Origin of the sequence: Microbulbifer hydrolyticus (assembly GCF_009931115.1) — a bacterium.
GTDB classification, from domain to species: domain Bacteria; phylum Pseudomonadota; class Gammaproteobacteria; order Pseudomonadales; family Cellvibrionaceae; genus Microbulbifer; species Microbulbifer hydrolyticus.
Genome location: NZ_CP047491.1, coordinates 556,784 through 576,010 on the forward strand (window position 1 = coordinate 556,784; position 19,227 = coordinate 576,010).

The 19,227-nt window shown below is 58.0% G+C and carries 14 protein-coding genes and 1 pseudogene; 10 read left to right on the forward strand and 5 right to left on the reverse strand.

What is annotated here, in order from left to right:
- Nucleotides 1–2: 2 nt before the first annotated feature.
- The 4 genes from GTQ55_RS02350 (at nt 3) to GTQ55_RS02365 (ending at nt 5,156) form a co-directional block, all read left to right on the forward strand.
- Nucleotides 3–3,137: an efflux RND transporter permease subunit gene (locus GTQ55_RS02350; RefSeq protein WP_161857288.1), complete on the forward strand. Its 3,135-nt coding sequence runs from the start codon at nt 3–5 to the stop codon at nt 3,135–3,137.
- Nucleotides 3,138–3,339: 202 nt separating this feature from the next.
- Entirely contained in the window at nt 3,340–4,092 is a 753-nt protein-coding gene (locus tag GTQ55_RS02355) for a 16S rRNA (uracil(1498)-N(3))-methyltransferase (protein WP_161857289.1), read from the forward strand.
- A 23-nt stretch (nt 4,093–4,115) separates the two neighbouring features.
- Nucleotides 4,116–4,478, forward strand: a complete 363-nt coding sequence (locus GTQ55_RS02360) for a hypothetical protein (RefSeq protein WP_161857290.1) — start codon at nt 4,116–4,118, stop codon at nt 4,476–4,478.
- Nucleotides 4,479–4,496: 18 nt separating this feature from the next.
- Nucleotides 4,497–5,156 (forward strand): HAD family hydrolase, encoded by a 660-nt coding sequence (locus GTQ55_RS02365; protein ID WP_161857291.1) that lies wholly within the window; start codon nt 4,497–4,499, stop codon nt 5,154–5,156.
- Between the two features lie 37 nt (nt 5,157–5,193).
- Here the strand turns inward: GTQ55_RS02365 and GTQ55_RS02370 are convergent, their stop codons facing one another.
- Nucleotides 5,194–5,946: a hypothetical protein gene (locus GTQ55_RS02370; RefSeq protein WP_161857292.1), complete on the reverse strand. Its 753-nt coding sequence runs from the start codon at nt 5,944–5,946 to the stop codon at nt 5,194–5,196.
- Between the two features lie 182 nt (nt 5,947–6,128).
- On the opposite strand from GTQ55_RS02370, the gene GTQ55_RS02375 reads away from it, so the two are divergent.
- Entirely contained in the window at nt 6,129–6,737 is a 609-nt protein-coding gene (locus GTQ55_RS02375; RefSeq protein ID WP_237567782.1) for an OmpA family protein, read from the forward strand.
- A gap of 55 nt (nt 6,738–6,792) precedes the next feature.
- Here the strand turns inward: GTQ55_RS02375 and metF are convergent, their stop codons facing one another.
- From metF to GTQ55_RS02395, 4 genes are all read right to left on the reverse strand, one after another.
- The gene (metF, locus tag GTQ55_RS02380; RefSeq protein WP_161857293.1) at nt 6,793–7,632 is read right to left on the reverse strand and encodes a methylenetetrahydrofolate reductase [NAD(P)H]; all 840 of its coding nucleotides are present in this window, start codon (nt 7,630–7,632) and stop codon (nt 6,793–6,795) included.
- Between the two features lie 95 nt (nt 7,633–7,727).
- Entirely contained in the window at nt 7,728–9,104 is a 1,377-nt protein-coding gene (gene ahcY / locus GTQ55_RS02385; protein ID WP_446425741.1) for an adenosylhomocysteinase, read from the reverse strand.
- An 81-nt stretch (nt 9,105–9,185) separates the two neighbouring features.
- Nucleotides 9,186–10,406 carry a methionine adenosyltransferase gene (metK, locus tag GTQ55_RS02390; RefSeq protein ID WP_161857295.1) on the reverse strand — a complete coding sequence of 407 codons (1,221 nt, stop codon included), beginning with the start codon at nt 10,404–10,406 and terminating at the stop codon, nt 9,186–9,188.
- 84 nt (nt 10,407–10,490) lie between these two features.
- On the reverse strand, nt 10,491–11,468 hold the full coding sequence (locus tag GTQ55_RS02395; protein ID WP_237567783.1) for a metalloregulator ArsR/SmtB family transcription factor: 978 nt from the start codon (nt 11,466–11,468) through the stop codon (nt 10,491–10,493).
- 310 nt (nt 11,469–11,778) lie between these two features.
- On the opposite strand from GTQ55_RS02395, the gene tkt reads away from it, so the two are divergent.
- The 5 genes and pseudogenes from tkt to GTQ55_RS02420 all read left to right on the forward strand — a co-directional run bounded on the left by tkt (nt 11,779) and on the right by GTQ55_RS02420 (nt 19,104).
- Entirely contained in the window at nt 11,779–13,779 is a 2,001-nt protein-coding gene (gene tkt, locus GTQ55_RS02400) for a transketolase (RefSeq protein ID WP_161857296.1), read from the forward strand.
- A gap of 218 nt (nt 13,780–13,997) precedes the next feature.
- A complete protein-coding gene (gene gap, locus GTQ55_RS02405; protein ID WP_161857297.1) occupies nt 13,998–15,014 on the forward strand; it encodes a type I glyceraldehyde-3-phosphate dehydrogenase in 1,017 nt (338 codons plus the stop codon).
- A 50-nt stretch (nt 15,015–15,064) separates the two neighbouring features.
- Nucleotides 15,065–15,616: a DsrE family protein gene (locus tag GTQ55_RS02410; protein WP_161857298.1), complete on the forward strand. Its 552-nt coding sequence runs from the start codon at nt 15,065–15,067 to the stop codon at nt 15,614–15,616.
- Nucleotides 15,617–15,794: 178 nt separating this feature from the next.
- Nucleotides 15,795–16,377 (forward strand): annotated as a pseudogene (locus GTQ55_RS18090) (transketolase-like TK C-terminal-containing protein); the annotation flags it as partial.
- Between the two features lie 96 nt (nt 16,378–16,473).
- Complete coding sequence (locus GTQ55_RS02420) at nt 16,474–19,104, forward strand: TonB-dependent receptor (protein WP_161857299.1); 2,631 nt, start codon at nt 16,474–16,476, stop codon at nt 19,102–19,104.
- The last annotated feature ends 123 nt before the right edge of the window (nt 19,105–19,227 follow it).

Sequence of the window (19,227 nt, forward strand, 5' to 3'; positions counted from 1 at the left end):
TCATGCAGGGCATCATTGGATGGTTCGTCCGTAACAGTAAGGCCGCCAACCTGCTGATGATCATGATCATCATTGGCGGTCTTTATGGTGTCTTCAAAGTTGGGCGGGAAGTATTCCCGGCCATCAACCCGGGTATCGTGCGGATAGACATCAGCTACCCGGGTGCCGGCCCCGCCGAAGTGGAGCAGCAGGTTACCCAGCGGGTGGAGCAGGCCATTTCCGAAGTGAAGGGCATCAAGGAGATCAATTCCAGGTCTAGCCGCAGCCACAGCACCGTGGAAGTCAAGGCAACAGACGGCTACGACCAGCTGCGGCTGCTGAATGACATTAAGGTCCGGGTGGACTCGGTCAACACCTTCCCCAGTGATATCGAGCGCCCGGTTGTTGCCCTGCAAGAGTGGGAGCAGCAGATGATGATGATCGCCATCGGCGGTCCCGTCTCGCCGCGCCAGCTCAAAGACACGGCTCTGGACCTGCGCGACAAGCTGATGCTGTTACCGGGTGTTCGCCGTGTGGACGTGTGGGGTGATCGCGACGATGAGGTTTCCATCGAGGTTTCCGAAATCGACCTGCGTCGCTACAACCTCTCGTTCGACGATGTGGCCAATGCGGTACGCCGCTCTTCACTGGACCTGCCCGCCGGTATGGTGCGTTCCGACCGCGGGGATATCCAGGTGCAGACCCGCGGCCAGGCCTACAAGGGTGCCGACTTCGAACGCATCCCGCTTGTGAGTCGCAAGGACGGAACCCAGTTGCTGCTCGGCGATGTGGCCAAAGTGCACGACGGTTTCGAGGAAGAGGGGTCGGTGATCCGCTTCAACGGCAAGCCGGCGATGAACCTGCGGGTGATGCAAGGTGAGCCGCTGGACGTGGTGGCTACGGCAGAAGCCATCCGCGAGTTCATGACCGAAGCGCGCGAAACGCTGCCCCCAGGCATGCAGTTCGAGAGCTGGTTCGATTTCTCCGAAGCCTACGAAAGCCGCATGAGCATGTTGTTCTGGAATGCGGTAACCGGCCTGGCACTGGTGTTCGTGTTGCTGATGCTGTTCCTGCGCCCGGCGCTGTCAGTATGGGTGACCATTGGTATTTTCACCGCCTTTATGGGCGCCTTCTGGCTGCTGCCCATGACCGGCGTCACCCTGAACATGCTGTCGCTGTTTGCTTTCCTGATGATCCTGGGGATCGTGGTGGATGATGCAATCATCGTGGGGGAAGCGGTGCATGCCGCCCACGATCGCGGTGAAACCGGCCTTCAGGCCGCAGAGGCCGGTGTGAAAACCGTCTCCGCGCCGGTGATTTTCGCCGTGGTTTCCACCATGGTGTTCTTTGTGCCGATGCTCTTCCTGCCCGGCTATACCTCGCAGATGATGATGCCGCTGCCGGTAGTGGTACTGCTGTGCCTGTCTTTCTCTCTGGTGGAATCGCTGCTGATTCTGCCGGCGCACCTGGTGAAGCTGAAGCCGGAGCAGCCGGCGACCTCCGGAATCGGGCGCAAGCTGCAGGATGTGCGCGGCAAATTTGCCGGTGCCATGAAGACGGCTGGCGAGAAGTATTACCTGCCGTTGCTGGAAAAGTCCCTGAGCAATAGCCGTGCCACGGTGATGATCTTCTTCATGGCGCTGATCCTGTCGCTTGCGGTATTCAAAGGTGGCTACATCGGTTCTTCCTTCTCACCGGAAGTGCCTTCCGACCTGCTGGAACTGCGTACCACCATGGCCCAGGGCGAGTCTTTCGAAGAAACCAAGCGCGTGATGCAGCAGTTTGAGCGCGCCGGTGAGCAGCTGGCGAAAGATCCCGAAATGCTGGCGTTGAATGGCGGTAAAGACTTCGTGCGCAACACCATGGTGTTCTTGTGGCGGGGCAATGTCACCGTGTTGTTGCAGCTATACGACGGTGAGCAGCGAGATGTGACATCCGAGCAGCTGGCGCTCAAGTGGCGTGAGTACATCGGCAAGCTGCCGGCCAGTGTGGAAGAGATGAATATCCAGCACACCATCAACGATGGTGGCAAGGGCATGTCCCTGAACCTGAGCACGGCTTCCGGCGATATGAGCGAAATGCGCCGCGCCGCGGATGCGATCAAGAAAGAGCTGAATGCGTTTGCCGGTGTCTACGATGTGCGCGACAACCTGATCAGTGCGCGCCAGGATATCGAAATCCAGCTGAAGCCCCATGCCACCAATCTGGGCATTGGCCTCGCGGACGTGGCCAAGCAGGTGCGTCAGGGCTTCTACGGTGAAGAAGTCCAGCGTATTCCTCGCGGCCGCGAAGATGTGCGTGTGATGGTGCGCTACCCGAAAGAGGAGCGCGCGAATGAGGAGCAGATCGACCGTATCCGCATTCGCACCAATGAAGGGGAGATTCCTTTCAGTGCCGTGGCCGAGGCCTTGTACGTTCCGGGCTATACCACCATCCGCCGCAACGACCGTGAACGCACCGTGCAGATTACAGCAGAGCTGGTCCCGGGTACGGCCCCAGCGCACGAAATCCTGAAGGAGCTGCGCGACAAGAACCTGAAAAAATGGGAACGCCAGTTCCCGGGCTTCACCTTGAGAACTGCCGGTGAGATGCAGGAGGAGAACGATTTCGTGATCGCGCTCATTGCGTACTTCTTATTCTCCGTGTTTGTGATTTACGCCTTGCTGGCCATTGCCTTCCGCTCCTACTCGCAACCGCTGCTGATTCTCACCGCGGTACCTTTCGGGTTCTTTGGTGCAATCGTCGGCCATCTGCTGATGGGGTACAACATCAGCATCATGTCCATGCTTGGCTTCCTGGCCGCCGCGGGTGTGGTGGTGAACGACAATCTGGTATTGATGGACCGTATCAACCAGCTGCGTGCCGAGGGCATGGCCGTGATGGATGCGGTGGTGCAGGCGGGCCGGGATCGCTTCCGTCCGATTATCCTGACATCCATCACCACCTTTATCGGCTTGATGCCGATCATGTTCGAGCGCTCGATCCAGGCCCAGTTCCTGATCCCGATGGTGGTCAGCCTTGCGTTCGGCGTACTTTGCGCCACCTTCGTGACCCTGTTGCTGGTGCCAAACCTGTACAAGGTAATCGAGACACTTCGCCCCAAGCTGAAAGGTGACAAGTCCTCTGAACAAGTGCACGTCAGCGTTGAGAATGCCTGAATGAGGTTGTGCCGCCGGACTACTCTGGGGTTCGGTGGCACTCCCTGGTCGGGGCGGGGTAATCCGACACTCCACAACCTGACAGGTAATCGTTCCGTATCGATTCGCCCCGCCCCGATCAGGGGCTGTGCTTCAGCCCTACAACTTGTTCCCCGCCTGTATTACCCTTCACGCAACTCTGTTCCGTCCACAGGATGTATCGTTGCGTATTCCCCGTATTTTTTCCGCCGAGCCGCTGGCGGGTAAATCTGAAGTCCAGCTGGACGAAGCCGCGTCCCGCCATCTGGTCAAGGTGTTGCGCCTGGGCCCCGGCCGCCCGCTGATCCTGTTTGACGGTGAGGGAGGTGAGTACGAAGCCGAGTTACTGGAGGCGGGTAAAAAAGCGCGGGTGCGTATCGGCAGTTTTGCAGAAGATGACCGTCAGTCACCGTTGGCCATTACCCTGGCCATCGGTATCTCCCGCGGTGACCGCTTTGACTGGGTGATCCAGAAGGCCACCGAGCTGGGCGTGGCAGACATCCAGCCCCTGTTTACCGAGCGCTGCGAGGTCAGGCTCTCCGGCGAACGCCTGCAGAAAAAACTCGGCCAGTGGCAGCAGATCGCCATCAGTGCCTGTGAGCAGAGCGCCCGCAACCGTGTGCCGCAGATTCTGCCACCGAAGAAGTTGCCGCAATTTCTTGATGAGAGCCTCGCCAGTACAGATGACCATAATTCTCTGAATCTGGTGCTGCACCACCGCACCGAGGAAACGCTGGCACAGTTGGAGCAACAACTGGGCCGCCCGCAGTCGGCACTGTTGCTGGTGGGGCCGGAAGGGGGGCTTTCGGCGGCAGAAATCGAGTTGGCCCTGGCGCGTGGATTTCATGCGTTGAGACTGGGCCCGCGCGTACTGCGGACCGAAACCGCGCCAGTAGCGGCGCTTTCTGTGCTGCAATTTCAATGGGGTGATTTTTAGAGCTTTTTTGCAAGGAGCAAAAAATGAAAGCATTAGTCTGGTTGATCGGTGTAGCAATTACCGCCATGTCGATTCTGGTCATTCTCAAGCCGCAGATCGCCCGCGATATCGGTGAGCGGATGAACCCGCAGATGTTTTATTTTGGTGCCTGGGCACGAATCATTATCGGCATGATATTCCTGGCGATTTCCGATACCCGCAGTTGGGGCACCCTGTTCAATGTGCTGGGGATTCTGCTGATCGTGGTCGGAGCCTATGCGCTGCAGGCGGGCTACGAGCGCACGCGCGCGTTCGTGCTCGGTATCGTCCACGGCAATGAAAACCTGGTGCGGGTAGCCGGTGCAGTGGGGGTGCTGATCGGGATACTGCTTATTTCCGCGACCTGAGCTGTTTGAGGAAGTCTGATGGAAAACCCATTCTCACAAGCGCGCCTGGTAATTTTTGACTGCGATGGTGTGCTGGTGGATAGCGAGACCATAGTCTGTCGTGTTCTGGCCGAGGAGATGACCAGGCTGGGCATGCCGGCAACGGCGGAAGAGCTGGATGAACAGTTCAGCGGCCGCCCGTCAAAAGACTGTATTCTCGACATTGAAGCCCGTTACGGCGGCCCGCTGCCGGAAGCCTATTTTCACAATACCGAGAGCCGTATTCGCCGCGCGTTTCACGAGGAGCTGGAACCGGTAACCGGTATTTATGAGGTGTTGGAAAAATTGCAAACAACGGATCTGCAGTCCTGCGTCGCATCCTCCGGCCCGCATGCCAAGATGCAGATCACACTGAACAAGACCGGTTTGTGGGATTTTTTCGAGGGGCGTATTTTCAGTGCGGACGATGTGGGGCGCGGCAAGCCCTGGCCGGATCTCTTCCTGCACAGCGCTCGTCAGTTTGATATCGCTCCGCAACGCTGTCTGGTGGTGGAGGATTCTATTGCCGGGGTCAAAGCCGCGGTCGCGGCTGGCATGCCGGTGATCGGCTACAGCCATAACTTGGAGCGCGGCCGTCAGCTGGAAGCCGAGGGCGCGCGCGTGATCAACGACATGCAGTTGTTACTGGACTATTTATAACCGTCTATAACCGTTATTGCCCGGATGGTTACTGCGGTTACTGCGTCAGACGAATATCCACCGAGGCGCTGCGCCGGGTATCCTTGTCGTCCACGAAGGTGCGAGTGTAGCGCAGCTGGTATATGCCACTGGCGACCAGCTCATTCACCAGGCCGGGCGGAAGCATCACGGTTTCTTTCAAAGTGCTTTCCCCATCCGCCACCAGTGGCTGTGCCACCTCGTATACCACACGGTCTCCCACCAGAAACTGACCGCTCTCGGACACGGCATTGATACTGCCAATATCGCCATTGAGATTCCATGCCAGCATCATCTGCCGGGACTTTCCGCTCACCGTCTGGGTGGGGGGGGAAGCTTCCACTTGAGCCAGCCGTCCGCTGGCATCAAGGTCGAACAGGATATGGTTGGAGAGGCTGCCCGCGGCTCCGGCAAATACCCGGCGGTAACCCACGCGGCGAACGCCCTTGGCGTGCCAGCTGCGGGCCTGCTCCGGGGATATCTGCACCACCTCTGTTACTTCACCACGGTCGCCACTGAACTCCAGAATCCGGTCTACGACTGCCAGTTCTTTATTGTTGTCCAGATTGACAAAAACACCGCGGGGTGACGCCGCACCTCCTTTGCTGGCCACTCGCCAGGTGACCTTTTCCTGATAGCCCTCGCTGGCATTCAGCCAGCCATCGCCAGGGTCGACAGTAACGATCTGCTGGGCATTTACCGAGGAGCCGAAAATCCCGGCAATCACGATCGCGGCTGCACCGAGTAGCGTCAGAATTAATTGTTTGTTCATCGCAGTCTCCCTGGGAGTTAGGGCATTTTTACAGGGTAAGGTGGGCTTGATCATCTCAGAAATTACCCGTCGCGCCTATTTTTCTAATTTTTCGGCTGCGTCTGCGAGTGCCTGCAGGCTACGGAACCGGGTGGCACGATCCTACAATGCGGCGGACCCTGCAACCAAGAGGAGCCGGCCCTATGCCTGCACCCCTTAAGCCCGACAGCGGACAGCGACTCCGGCTGATGCCACTTTACTTCCTGATACCGGCGTTTCTTCTCAGCGGGTGTCCGGATCCCACCAAAAAGTACACGCTCGACCCGCGCGACCTGGTCAGCAACGGATTGGGTGAACAATCCGCACGCACTGCTGCGCCCTTCGGCGACGACATGGTGCGCTACCTGATGGGGCAGGCCCGGGATGAAGGCGATACATTTGTACTCGGCGTCGATTTCGAACCCGGCGGGTTTGCGCCGAAAATGGATACCCTGGGAGATGTAGAAGCCCTTCTGGTCATCATGCGGGATTTCCCCAACCTGAAAATCGTGGTGGAGGGGCACACGGATAACGCCGGTGACCCGAAGAAGAACCGCAAGCTCTCGCAGTGGCGGGCCGACTGGGTAAGACAGTTTTTGTTGGAACGGGGTGTCGACGAAAAGAGAGTCGAGGCTGCCGGATTGGGGGACTCGGATCCGATCGCTGACAATGATACCCAGCGCGGGCGAGAGAAAAATCGCAGGCTGGTAGTGCGCGTCATCGATTTTGATGGCAAGCCTATCCGGGTAGAGATGGGAAAACCGGGAAGCTGACTCAGGACTGCCCGGTATAAATAATCCCGGTGGCAATGACGCCACCGGGAGAGGGTCACGCTTCCTGCTTCAGGTCCAGCGCTTTAAGGATGCTCGCGGTGGGATCCACCGAATTCATGGTATAGAAGTGCAGGCCCGGTGCTCCGCCATCCAGCAGTGTTTCACACAGGTCGGTAACGATTTCCAGCCCTAATTTCTTCACATCTTCCGGGTCGCGGAAGCTTTCCATGCGGTACTTCAGCCAGCGCGGGATTTCGGCACCGCAGTTGCGGGAGAAGCGCGCGAGGTTGGCAAAGTTGGTAATGGGCATGATGCCGGGGTAAATGGGCGCGTCGATGCCGGCTTTCTCGCACTGGTCGAGGAAGTAAAAGTAGGCATCCGGATTATAAAAGTACTGGGTCAGGGCACTGCTTGCGCCGGCCTCGAACTTGCCTTTGAGGAAGCGGATGTCGTCGTCGTAGCTCTCGGCTTCCGGGTGGATCTCCGGGTATGCGGCTACTTCCAGGTGGAAGTGGTCACCAGTGTGACGACGAATGAATGCAACCAGTTCATTCGCGTACACCAGCTGCGCCACGGAGCCCATACCGGAAGGGATATCACCACGCAGTGCAACGATGCGGTCCACGCCCGCCTCTTTATAGCGCTCCAGCAGTCCGAGAACGGTCTCTTCGTTGTCACCGCCAAACGAGAGGTGCGGCGCAATGGAGATGCCATCCCTGCGCAGGCCGGTAACGATATTGGCCGTGGTGTCGCGGGTGGTGCCGCCGGCGCCATACGTCAGCGAGAAAAACTCGGGATTGAACGCCTGGAGTTGTTCCCGCGTGTCGTACAGTTTTTCCCGGCCCTGTTCGGTTTTGGGCGGGAAAAACTCAAAGCTGATACGTAAATCACTCATAGTTCTGTTCCATTCCCTCGGGGCTGGGATCCGGCCTGGCCGGATCGACGTGTACCGTCGTCCCGGGTTTTCCCCGGGACCCAGCGCGGAGGTCATTAATACTTGTAACTTTCCGGCTTGTAGGGGCCATCTACGGATACGCCGATGTATTTGGCCTGGTCTTCGGTCATGCGGGTGATCACGCCACCAAACCCTTCCACCATGTACTTGGCCACTTCCTCGTCCAGGTGTTTTGGCAGTACTTTTACGTAAAGCGCGGAAACTTTCTGGTCCGCCGGCAGGTCGGCAAATTTCTCGTTGAACAGGTGGATCTGCGCAAGCACCTGGTTGGCGAAGGAGCCGTCCATGATGCGGCTCGGGTGGCCGGTAGCGTTGCCCAGGTTGACCAGGCGGCCTTCAGACAACAGCAGCAGGTGGTCATTGGTTTCCGCATTGCGCACGATCTTGTGCACCTGCGGTTTCACTTCCTGCCACTCCCAGTTCTTGCGCATGAAGGCGGTGTCGATTTCATTGTCGAAGTGGCCGATATTGCACACCACGGCGCCGGACTTCAGCGCCGCCAGCATATGCGCGTCGCACACATTGACGTTGCCGGTGGTGGTAACGATCAGGTCGGTTTTGGCCAGCAGGGCGTGGTCGATACAGTCGGAAGTACCGTCGTTGACGCCATTGATGTAGGGGGACACCAGTTCAAAACCGTCCATACACGCCTGCATGGCACAGATGGGGTCAACCTCGGTCACCTTTACGATCATGCCTTCCTGGCGCAGGGAGGCGGCAGAGCCTTTACCCACATCGCCGTAGCCGATAACCAGCGCTTTCTTGCCGGACAACAGGTGGTCGGTGCCGCGCTTGATGGCATCGTTCAGGCTGTGGCGACAGCCGTACTTGTTGTCGTTCTTGCTCTTGGTCACGGCGTCGTTCACGTTGATCGCGGGCACTTTCAGCGTGCCGGCTTTCAGCATGTCCTGCAGGCGGTGAACGCCAGTGGTGGTCTCTTCACTGATACCGTGGCAGTTGTCCAGCAGGTCCGGGTATTTTCGGTGCAGCAGCTCCGTGAGGTCGCCGCCATCGTCCAGAATCATGTTCGGCTGCCAGCCGGCCACATCGGCACCGATGGTGCGCTCCAGGCACCACTCGTACTCTTCCTCAGTTTCACCCTTCCAGGCAAATACCGGAATACCGCTGGCAGCGATCGCTGCGGCGGCGTGGTCCTGGGTGGAGAAAATGTTGCAGGAAGACCAGCGCACTTCCGCGCCCAGTGCCACCAGGGTCTCGATCAGAACCGCAGTCTGGATGGTCATGTGGATACAGCCCATGATGCGGGCGCCGGCCAGCGGTTGTTCCGCGCGGTATTTTTCGCGCAGGGTAATCAGTGCCGGCATTTCGCCTTCGGCGATTTCAATTTCCTTGCGACCCCAGTCGGCGAGGTTGATGTCGGCTACTTTGAAGTCTTTAAATTCGGTGCTCATCTGGTTCATTACCTAAATCTCTGAGTAATCGCTTTGGTTTTGCCAAGCGCTTTGGGCGGGCTTGTGGCCCGCCTGTTCAATTCAAATTCCTGCCTGTGCGCGCAGGGTTTCCGCTTTGTCGGTTTTTTCCCACGGGAAGGCGGTAAAGGTTTCCGTCTGTTCTTTCCCGTTGCTGTCGACCCACTTGTACGTGTGCTCGAACGGCTCGCGGCCAAAGTGGCCATAGGCCGCGGTGAGCTCGTACATGGGGTGCAGCAGGTCCAGCGCCTTGGAAATGGCGTAGGGGCGCAGATCGAAGTTTTCGCGTACCAGTTCGATCAGTTTGTCGTCACTGACCTTGCCGGTACCGAAGGTGTTGATGGATACGGAGGTGGGCTCCGCTACACCGATGGCATAGGACACCTGGATCTCACAGCGATTGGCGAGGCCGGCGGCGACGATATTCTTCGCCACGTAACGACCAGCATAAGCCGCGGAGCGGTCCACTTTGGACGGGTCCTTGCCGGAGAAGGCGCCGCCGCCGTGACGGGCGGAGCCACCGTAGGTGTCGACAATAATTTTTCGTCCGGTGAGGCCGCAATCACCAACCGGGCCACCAATGACAAATTTGCCGGTGGGGTTGATATGGTATTTGGTGCCTTCGTGTAGCAGGTCCGCGGGCAGTACGTGATGCACGATCAGCTCAAGTACCGCTTCACGCAGGTCTTCCTGGGTGACGTCTTCGTTGTGCTGGGTGGAGAGAACCACGGCATCAATCGCGCAGGGCTTGCCGTTTTCGTCGTAGCGGAAGGTCACCTGGCTTTTCGCATCCGGGCGCAGCCACGGCAGCAGTCCGGACTTGCGCGCTTCGGCCTGGCGCTCCACCAGACGGTGTGCGTAGTACACCGGGGACGGCATAAAGGTGGGGGTTTCGTCGGTAGCGTAGCCAAACATCAGGCCCTGGTCACCAGCGCCCTGGTCTTCGGGTTTTACCCGGTCGACACCCTGGGCGATATCCACCGACTGTTTGCCGATGACGTTGATCACACCACAGGTTTCGCCGTCATAGCCGACGTCGGAGGAGGTGTAGCCGATATCGGTAATCACCTTGCGCACCAGGTCTTCGAGGTCGACCCATGCGGAGGTGCTGATTTCACCGGCGATAACGGCGATCCCGGTTTTCACCAGCGTCTCACAGGCAACACGGGCATTTTTGTCGCGCGCCAGCAGGGCGTCCAGAACCGCATCGGAAATCTGGTCGGCGATTTTATCCGGATGGCCTTCGGAAACGGACTCCGAGGTAAAGATGCTGTATTCACTCATGTGATTTCTCCATTTGCGCCACCGGCGCGTCCTTTTCCGCTATTGACGGAATACAAAACTTACAAAGTGTTAAACCCGCGAAACTCAGGGTTTAACAAATTCCTGTATCTGAATCTGGAACCCATTGCGTAAAGCGCTGTGCACGCTGCGTCCTTTATTCAATCCTGCCTCCGATGCCCATGTGACCAACTGTTGCGGGGCAAAACCGAGCCACAAATCACCGCAGGCATCCCTGGCCCAGTCCTGCCCGTGATCGTGCAGTTCCGTTATCAGCAGCTGGCCACCAGGCTTCAGCGATTTCTGCAGGTCGTGAAAAATCTGCGCCGGTTCCGGCGTGTGGTGCAAAACCATGTTCACCACAATGCAGTCTGCGCTTTCCGGGCGCGCGGCCGCCGCGCGGGTGTCGTCGCATACAAATTCAATGTTCTGCAGCCCCTTCTCGTCCGCAAATGCCTGTGCCCGCTCCAGCATGGCTTCTGAAAGGTCCAGAGCCGTCACCGTGCCAAAGCGGTTCGCCAGTTCTTCGAGGAACTCACCCTCGCCGGGGCCGACCTCCAGAGCGTGGCGCCCCGGTTTCAGCAGCTGTGCTACCTGTGGTCCATACACGCTATAACTGGCGATCAACTCCTGCTGTTCGCGGAAGCGGTTGCCGTAGTCGGCAAAAAAACGGCGCGAAGCCTCTGCACGTTCCGCGGCGATACCGGCCACGGTTTGTGCGCGGGCGTGGGTGAGGGGCAGGCGGTCCAGGCCGCTGAACAGCTGTTGTAGTAGCTCGCTGCCAGCGGAGCGGCGGTAGAACAGGTTATTGCCCTCGCGCCGCTTGCTCACCAGTCCCGCCTGGGCGAGCACTTTCAGATGGTGTGAAAGTGCCGGTTGGCGCAGATCGAAGATGCGACAGAGCTCCAGCACACTGTAGGAGTCCTGGGCCAGCAGGCGCAGGATCTCCAGGCGCAGCGGATCGCCAGCGGCCTTTAAGGTCGCTGCCAGTTTTGGGATCTGGTCGCTGGCGTAGATTTCGCCGCCCTCTGAAGGGGATTCAGGGGCATTACTGGAGTCAAGCATGGCGCGAAGTCTAGCAGTGCCTGGCCTCTATATCAAAATATTTTGATTTAGCTGCATCGAATTATTTTGATGCAGGTGCGGCCAAATCCCTGAGGAGGGACAAGATTGCGATTTGTTAGGAAAATGTTGCTCCCCAGAGGAAAGATTTGGGCCCGGAGCCTTTGCGCAAGGCGGACGATTACGGGAAAATACTGCCCCATTTTGCCGCCGGCGGATTGTCGGGGCACAAGTGGATTCGCGGTAAACTGGCCGTCAGAGCCGGGCCCGCAGCGCATCTGATGAACCGAAGATCCCAAACCGAGAATTCCTTATGTCTTCTACTCCGTCTCGCACAGAAAAGGCCAACGCCATCCGCGCCCTCGCCATGGACGCGGTCCAGAAAGCCAAAAGCGGCCACCCGGGCGCGCCCATGGGTATGGCTGATATCGCTGAAGTGCTGTGGAACGACTATCTGAAACACAATCCGGCCAACCCCGAGTGGGCGGACCGCGACCGCTTCGTGCTGTCCAATGGCCACGGTTCCATGCTGCTGTATTCGCTGCTGCACCTGACAGGATATGACCTGTCCATCCACGAGCTGCAGAACTTCCGCCAGCTGCACTCCAAGACCCCCGGCCACCCTGAGTACGGTTACGCCCCGGGCGTTGAAACTACCACTGGCCCGTTGGGCCAGGGCATCACCAATGCCGTGGGCTTCGCACTGGCCGAGAAAGTGCTCGCCGCGCAGTTCAACCGCGAAGGCTACGAGCTGGTGGACCACCACACCTATTGTTTCCTGGGCGACGGCTGCCTGATGGAAGGTATCTCCCACGAGGCCTGTTCCCTGGCCGGCACCCTGGGCCTGGGCAAGCTGGTTGCGTTCTACGACGACAACGGCATCTCCATCGATGGTGAAGTGGAAGGCTGGTTCACCGACGACACGCCCAAGCGCTTTGAGTCTTACGGCTGGCACGTGATTCCGAATGTGGACGGTCACGACCCGGCTGCGATCAAGGCCGCCATCGAGGAAGCCCGCGCGGAAACCTCCAAGCCCACCATCATCTGCTGCAAGACCGTGATCGGTTTCGGCTCCCCCAACAAGCAGGGCCGCGAAGAGTGCCACGGTGCCCCCCTGGGTGACGAAGAAATCGCGCTGGTGCGCGAGACCCTGGGCTGGAAGTACGAGCCCTTCGTGATTCCCGAAGAGCTGTACCACGCCTGGGATGGCCGCGCCAAAGGTGGCGAGCAGGAAGACGAGTGGAACGACATCTTCGAAGACTACAAAGAAGCGTTCCCAGAGCTCGCGGACGAGTTTGTGCGCCGCATGAAGGGTGAGCTGCCTGCTGACTTCCTCGCCAAGGCCGATGAGTACATCAAGCAGTGCCAGGCCGATGCCGAAAAAGTCGCTTCCCGTAAAGCCAGCCAGAACACCCTGAATGCCTACGGCCCGCTGCTGCCGGAATTCCTCGGCGGCTCCGCCGACCTGGCCGGCTCCAACCTCACCATCTGGTCTGGCTCCAAGGGCATCAGTGCCGACGACGCCAGCGGCAACTACGTCTACTACGGTGTGCGTGAATTCGGCATGAGCGCCATCATGAACGGCATCGCCCTGCACGGCGGCTTCGTGCCCTACGGCGCCACCTTCCTGATGTTTATGGAATACGCCCGCAACGCCGTGCGCATGGCCGCGCTGATGAAGCAGAAGGTCATCTTCGTCTACACCCACGACTCCATTGGCCTGGGCGAAGACGGCCCCACCCACCAGCCGGTCGAGCAACTCACCGCCCTGCGTTCCACCCCGAACCTGCAGACCTGGCGCCCCTGTGACGCCACCGAATCCGCAGTGAGCTGGAAAATGGCCGTATCCCGCAACGACGGCCCCAGCGCCCTCATCTTCAGCCGCCAGGGCCTCGCCCCGCAGGCGCGTACCGATGAGCAGCTGGCCGCAATCGAAAAGGGCGGTTACATCCTGCGCGATTGCGACGGCGAGCCCGAAGCCATCATCATCGCCACCGGCTCCGAAGTGGAGCTGGCGGTTGCCGCCGCCGAGCAGCTGAGTGGCCGCAAGGTGCGCGTGGTCTCCATGCCCTGTGCCGAAGCCTTCTCGGCGCAGAGAGCCGATTACCGCGAATCCGTACTGCCCTCCAGTGTGCGTGCCCGTGTAGCCGTAGAAGCTTGCCACAAGGACTACTGGTACAAGTTCGTCGGCTTCGACGGCGCCATTGTCGGCATGGATACCTTCGGTGAATCCGCGCCGGCGGGCGACCTGATGAAGCACTTCGGCATCACTGCCGAGAAGGTTGTGGAAGCGGTTGAAGGACTGCTGAAGTAACTAAGTGCTGGCTACTGCTACCCCGTACGGAGTGCAGTGGTCAGAATTGAAGGTCAGGCACGGGGCAAGGGTTTTTGGAAACGTCGCAAACAGGATGTTTGCGACGCTGCGCCCAGGGATGGGTTCACAGCGATTCCGAAAACCCTTGCCGCGGGCCTGACCGCCACCACACTGGAACAGAGCAAACCCGAGGGTGGTGGATCTAGCCCGAGGTATGCATGCCCACACCTATTAGACTGGCAATAAACGGCTACGGCCGCATCGGACGCTCCGTTTTACGCGCCCTGTACGAATCCAACCTGCGCGACCAGCTGCAGATCGTCGCCATCAATGAGCTGGCCGACTGCGCCACCATCGCTCACCTCACCAAATACGACACCGTCCACGGCCGCTTCCATGGCTCTGTCGCCGTGCACGACGACATGCTGCACATCAACGACGACATAATCGCCGTAACCCATCACGAACAGCTCGAGCAGCTCGACTGGCGCGATCCCCAGGTCGATATCGTGCTCGAATGCACCGGCAGCTTCACCGAGCGCCAGCGTGCCGAACTGCATCTCAAGGCCGGAGCGAAAAAAGTCATCTTCTCCCAGCCGGCCCAGAGTGATGTCGATGCCACCATCGTCTACGGCGTCAACGACACCGCACTGACTGGCAACGAGACCATTATCTCCGCCGCCTCCTGCACCACCAACTGCAGTATTCCTGTCATCGCCGCCCTGGAAAACGCCTTTGGCATTGATGCCGGCGTCATCACCACCATCCACTCGGCAATGAACGACCAGCCGGTAAACGATGCCTACCACCACACCGACCTGCGCAAAACCCGCTCGGCGATCTCCTCCATCATCCCCGTGGACACCGGCCTCGCTCGCGGTATCGAACGCATCCTGCCCGACATGGCCGGCAAATTCGAAGCCCAGGCCATGCGCGTGCCCACCGTTAACGTCTCCGCCATCGATCTCTCGGTACAGCTGCACAAAAGCGTCACCCAGGCGGAAGTGAACTCGGTATTGAAAAGAGCGGCGGAGACCCGTTTCGAAGGCGTGCTGGGCTACACCGAAGAGCCGCTGGCTTCCTGCGACTACAATCACGACCCGCGCTCCGGCATCGTCGACGCCAGCCAGACACGGGTTGCTGGTGGCCGATTGGTAAAAGTGCTGATCTGGTTCGACAATGAATGGGGTTTCGCCAACCGTATGCTGGACGTCGTCCGATCGCTGGTGAAATAAAAAAGACGCGGCCCAGACCGTGCCATTGAATAATAAATACGAGACCAATTATGGAAATCTGGAAAATATCGTATCGCGACCTCAAGTGCGTGTTATTGGCATGCTTGCTGCAACCGGCGTTCGTCTCTGCGGAATTTACCACCGGCCCTGTTGTGGAGAGCTTTGGCCCGGTGGCCGATGTCGAGCAAACGGTGCCACTGACGGGCCGGGAACATTTCAAAATAGTATTTGACGCGAGCGAACAGGGTAAAGGCGACAAGCGAAACCGCAAATTTGAAAGTCTTGCTCGCTTTCTTAATATGCAAGCCCGTGCGGGTGTGAAGCCGGAGCAGATTGAGCTGGCGCTGGTCGTTCACGGCGGTGCGGGCTTTGATGTACTAAACGATACTGCGTATCAAAAAAAATTCCAGCGTGATAACCCCAACGTTGATTTATTGGCGGCATTGCAGAAAAACCGCGTTCGCATCATTCTCTGCGGGCAATCTGCTGCTTATAACGGGATCGGGAACAAAGACTTGTTGCCCGGTGTAGAGATGGCGCTGTCCGCAATGACTGCCCACGCCTTGTTGCAGCAACAGGGCTATACACTCAATCCTTGGTAAACACTGGGAAATCGATTAAAAACCCCAGAATGCAGATTGTACTCCTGACCCACGAACGCGAACTGGAGCGTCCAAGCAACATCGCTAATCTGGTGTTGTCTGCGATCGTTGGTGAGGAGGTCAGTGTCAAATGGGTGGTCTGGAGTCGTACAGCCTCGGACAAGGCACTTCTCGTGATACCCACGACTACATCGGCCTCGGTGAAGACGACCCGGCGCACCAGCCGGTAGAGCAGCTGACCGCGCTGCGTTCCACCCCGAACCTAAAGACCTGGCGCCCCTGTGACGCCCCCCCGGAAGCCATCATCATCACCACAGGCTCTGAAGTGGAACTCGCCACCGCCGCCAAACGCCTGTCTGGCCGCAAGGTGCGTGTGGTCTCCATACCCTGTGCCGAAGCATTCTCGGCGCAGAGCGCTGAGTACCGGTGCCTTCCGACGTGCGCGCCGCGTGGCGGTAGAAGCTGCGCACAAGGACTGCTGGTACAAGTTCGTCGGCTTTGACGGTGCCATCATCGGTATGGAAACCTCCGGTGAATCCGCACTCAGCAGTGGGCCACCACCGCACTGGGTCAGAGCAAAGCCGAGGGCGGTGGACAAAGCCAGAGGCCTACATGCCCGCACCTATAAGAATCGCAATAAACGGCTACGGCCGCATCTTTTTCGCACATTCCCACATTCGCACGAGTCGCCGATCTTTTGGCGCAAAAACCATCCTCAATGCTGCCTTTTTGCCAAATTATTCTTGAAATGTATCCGCTAATGAATAATTCTTTCGTTGTGGTAAAAATAGAATATTTTATTTTGCCGGTGGTTGAGTCCCGCTGCCTGCCAAAACAATAAGCATAAGGAGAGGTTGATGAACCAACTGCAACGGGCCATACGACTGGCCAATATTTCACTCTTTACCTTCGGTGCCCTGGCTGCCGTTCCGGCCCTGGCGCAGGAGAGTAAGGGGGAAGAGTCTGCAAAGCTGGAAGAGGTGGAAGTAACCGGTTACCGGGGTTCGGTTAAAAAGAGCCTGAATATCAAGCGCAATGCCGATGTGATGGTCGACGCGATTTCTGCAGAAGATGTGGGCAAGTTCCCGGATCAGACCGTGGCAGATGCACTGCAGCGGGTTGCCGGGGTGTCGGTGGAGAAGTCCGAGGGCGAGGCAGACCGGGTCAGTATCCGAGGCACTGCCCCGCATCTCAACCTGACCCTGTTTAACGGCCAGCATGTAGCGACCGCAGAGGCTTCTGCCAGTGTGCTCAACCCTCCCAGCCGTAGTTTTAACTACTCACTGCTGCCCTCCGAGTTGATTGACACGCTGGAAGTGCACAAGTCTGCCCAGGCAAAAATTGAGGAAGGATCCGTCGGTGGTACGGTGATTATCAAAACGCGCTCACCGCTGCAGACCGAAGCCAATCATGTCGCCTTTTCGTTGAAAAATATCTATCAGGAATCCAGCGGCGAGAACAGCCCGTCCATTTCCGGGTTTTATAACTGGAAAAATACAGAAAATACGCTCGGCTTCAACCTGGGCTACGTACGCCGTGACAATCGCATTCAGCGGGATACTCAGGGCATGGGCTATCTGGGGTATCAACCGGTGAATGATGCCGACGGCAACGTGGACTATTACCTGCCCAATAATGTGCGCGCCACCCGCTTCCGCTCGGAGAAAGATCTCTCCACCGTGACGGCAAACTTTGAGTGGCAAGCCTCTGATCAGCTGAACCTCGAGCTCACCAACCTCTTTTCAAAGGTTGACCGCGTAAACCAGTCCATCTCAAACGGTATTCGCACCCTGGGCGCAGCGGCGGGAGCCGGTATTATCAACCCTGTGATGGAAAACGGCGTGGTGGTTGCGGGTTCCCTCAGTGCAGACGGTAATAACGGCCGCGAACTGGAAGAAAGCTGGTACAGCACCAACAATAATGACGGTGGCTACGAGACCAGGGCCCACAACCTGGAGCTGAACTTTGCTGGCGACGGTTACACCCTGAGTGCGCAATTAGGTACTACCCAGGCCAAGGGCGATATCCTGGATGACCAGATTGAATTCGAGGCCAGTACCGACGCCAGTTTTGATGTGCGCGGAGAGCCGAGTTACGCGTTTGCGGGCAATCTGTCGCCGTCGGACTATGCCACCATGTATACCCACCGGAATATCTTTGATAACTCCGAGAAGGAAGACTATGTACAGCTGGACCTGAATATCGAGCTGAATAATACCTTCTTCAGCTCGGTGGATGTCGGGGCCAAATATCGCGACCACCTGAAGGATTCCAACCTGCACAAAGATGTCTGGGTGGTGTTCCTCGACCCCTATATTACGACCCTGGACAACTATGCAGATGGCTCGGTTGCCGGTGACTTCAAGGGCGGCAGCAGTTCGCAACAGGGGCTGTATGAATTCGAATATGCAAACTGGGTCGACTGGACCAATGCGACGCCCACTTACCGCTCCAACTACCGGCCGGACTACAGCTTTGAGTTAAAGGAGCAGATTGCCAGCTTCTATGTACAGGGCAATATCGAATACGACAGGCTGCACGGCAATGTCGGTTTGCGCTACGCAAAAACCGATAGTACCAGCGAGGGATTCCAGCTGTTCAAGCCGGTCTCCTGGAATCCGGATACCTGGACCATGACGCCGGCGAGTATCGACAACGATTACAAAAATGTACTGCCAAGCCTGAACCTTGCCTACGACCTCCGGGAAGATACCGTGCTGCGATTTGCTGCGGCCAAGGTGTTGTCGCGCCCCGACTACGACAATCTCAAAATGACCCGTGGCTTTGCCAACAGTATCTGGGTGCCCGGTTACGACGGTTTCGGTAGTGGCGGCAACCCAAACCTGAAACCGTATCGTGCCACGCAATATGATTTGGCGACCGAGTATTACTTTACCGACTCGTCCATCCTTTCTGTCGCCTACTTCTATAAAGACATTGATACATATATTGAGACCGCGGATGTGGGTGAAGACCTGATCGGCGAAGACGGCCCCGGGTACTACCGGATCACTATTCCGGTGAATGGTCTCGGTGGCGTCAACCAGGGGCTGGAAGTCAATCTCCAGCATGACTTTAACAATGGCTTCGGGGTACTGGCGAACTACACCTATTCCGATGCCGACATGAAAGAGAGTGAAGAGGATATCGCCGCGGGAATCGAGAAGCAGCTGCCGGCGAACTCGCGCGATACCTACAACCTTACCGCCTATTATGAAGACCACGGACTGTCTGCACGTCTGGCATACAACTACCGTTCAAAGTATTACACCGGGACGAGCCGCAATGGTCTGGATTTGTACCGTCAAGGCTATGGGCAACTGGATGCAAATGTGTCGTATCGCCTTACTGATAACATTGATCTTGTAGTCAACCTGTTGAACCTTACCGATGCGGAGCAATCCAGCGAATGGGGAGAGCAGGGCTTTGTCGGTGACGTTCATCAGTATGGGCGAAGAATTTTCGCGGGTGTCTCCGCCAAGTTCTGATTTCTTTCTCCTTGTCGTCTTTCCTTTGGCCGGCTCATTAGAGCCGGCTTTTTTTATTTATGGAGGTGGTGTAATTTGCCGTGGCGGTCCTAGACGTTACCCTTAAAGCAAAGGAAAAGAGAG

Excerpts from the sequence above, each read along its gene's own strand:
- GTQ55_RS02350 (WP_161857288.1), top strand. The coding sequence starts at position 3 with ATGCAGGGCATCATTGGATGGTTCGTCCGTAACAGTAAGGCCGCCAAC.
- GTQ55_RS02360 (WP_161857290.1), top strand. The coding sequence starts at position 4,116 with ATGAAAGCATTAGTCTGGTTGATCGGTGTAGCAATTACCGCCATGTCG.
- GTQ55_RS02365 (WP_161857291.1), top strand. The coding sequence starts at position 4,497 with ATGGAAAACCCATTCTCACAAGCGCGCCTGGTAATTTTTGACTGCGAT.
- GTQ55_RS02370 (WP_161857292.1), bottom strand. The coding sequence starts at position 5,946 with ATGAACAAACAATTAATTCTGACGCTACTCGGTGCAGCCGCGATCGTG.
- GTQ55_RS02375 (WP_237567782.1), top strand. The coding sequence starts at position 6,129 with ATGCCTGCACCCCTTAAGCCCGACAGCGGACAGCGACTCCGGCTGATG.
- metF (WP_161857293.1), bottom strand. The coding sequence starts at position 7,632 with ATGAGTGATTTACGTATCAGCTTTGAGTTTTTCCCGCCCAAAACCGAA.
- ahcY (WP_446425741.1), bottom strand. The coding sequence starts at position 9,104 with ATGAGCACCGAATTTAAAGACTTCAAAGTAGCCGACATCAACCTCGCC.
- metK (WP_161857295.1), bottom strand. The coding sequence starts at position 10,406 with ATGAGTGAATACAGCATCTTTACCTCGGAGTCCGTTTCCGAAGGCCAT.
- GTQ55_RS02395 (WP_237567783.1), bottom strand. The coding sequence starts at position 11,468 with ATGCTTGACTCCAGTAATGCCCCTGAATCCCCTTCAGAGGGCGGCGAA.
- tkt (WP_161857296.1), top strand. The coding sequence starts at position 11,779 with ATGTCTTCTACTCCGTCTCGCACAGAAAAGGCCAACGCCATCCGCGCC.
- gap (WP_161857297.1), top strand. The coding sequence starts at position 13,998 with ATGCCCACACCTATTAGACTGGCAATAAACGGCTACGGCCGCATCGGA.
- GTQ55_RS02410 (WP_161857298.1), top strand. The coding sequence starts at position 15,065 with ATGGAAATCTGGAAAATATCGTATCGCGACCTCAAGTGCGTGTTATTG.
- GTQ55_RS02420 (WP_161857299.1), top strand. The coding sequence starts at position 16,474 with ATGAACCAACTGCAACGGGCCATACGACTGGCCAATATTTCACTCTTT.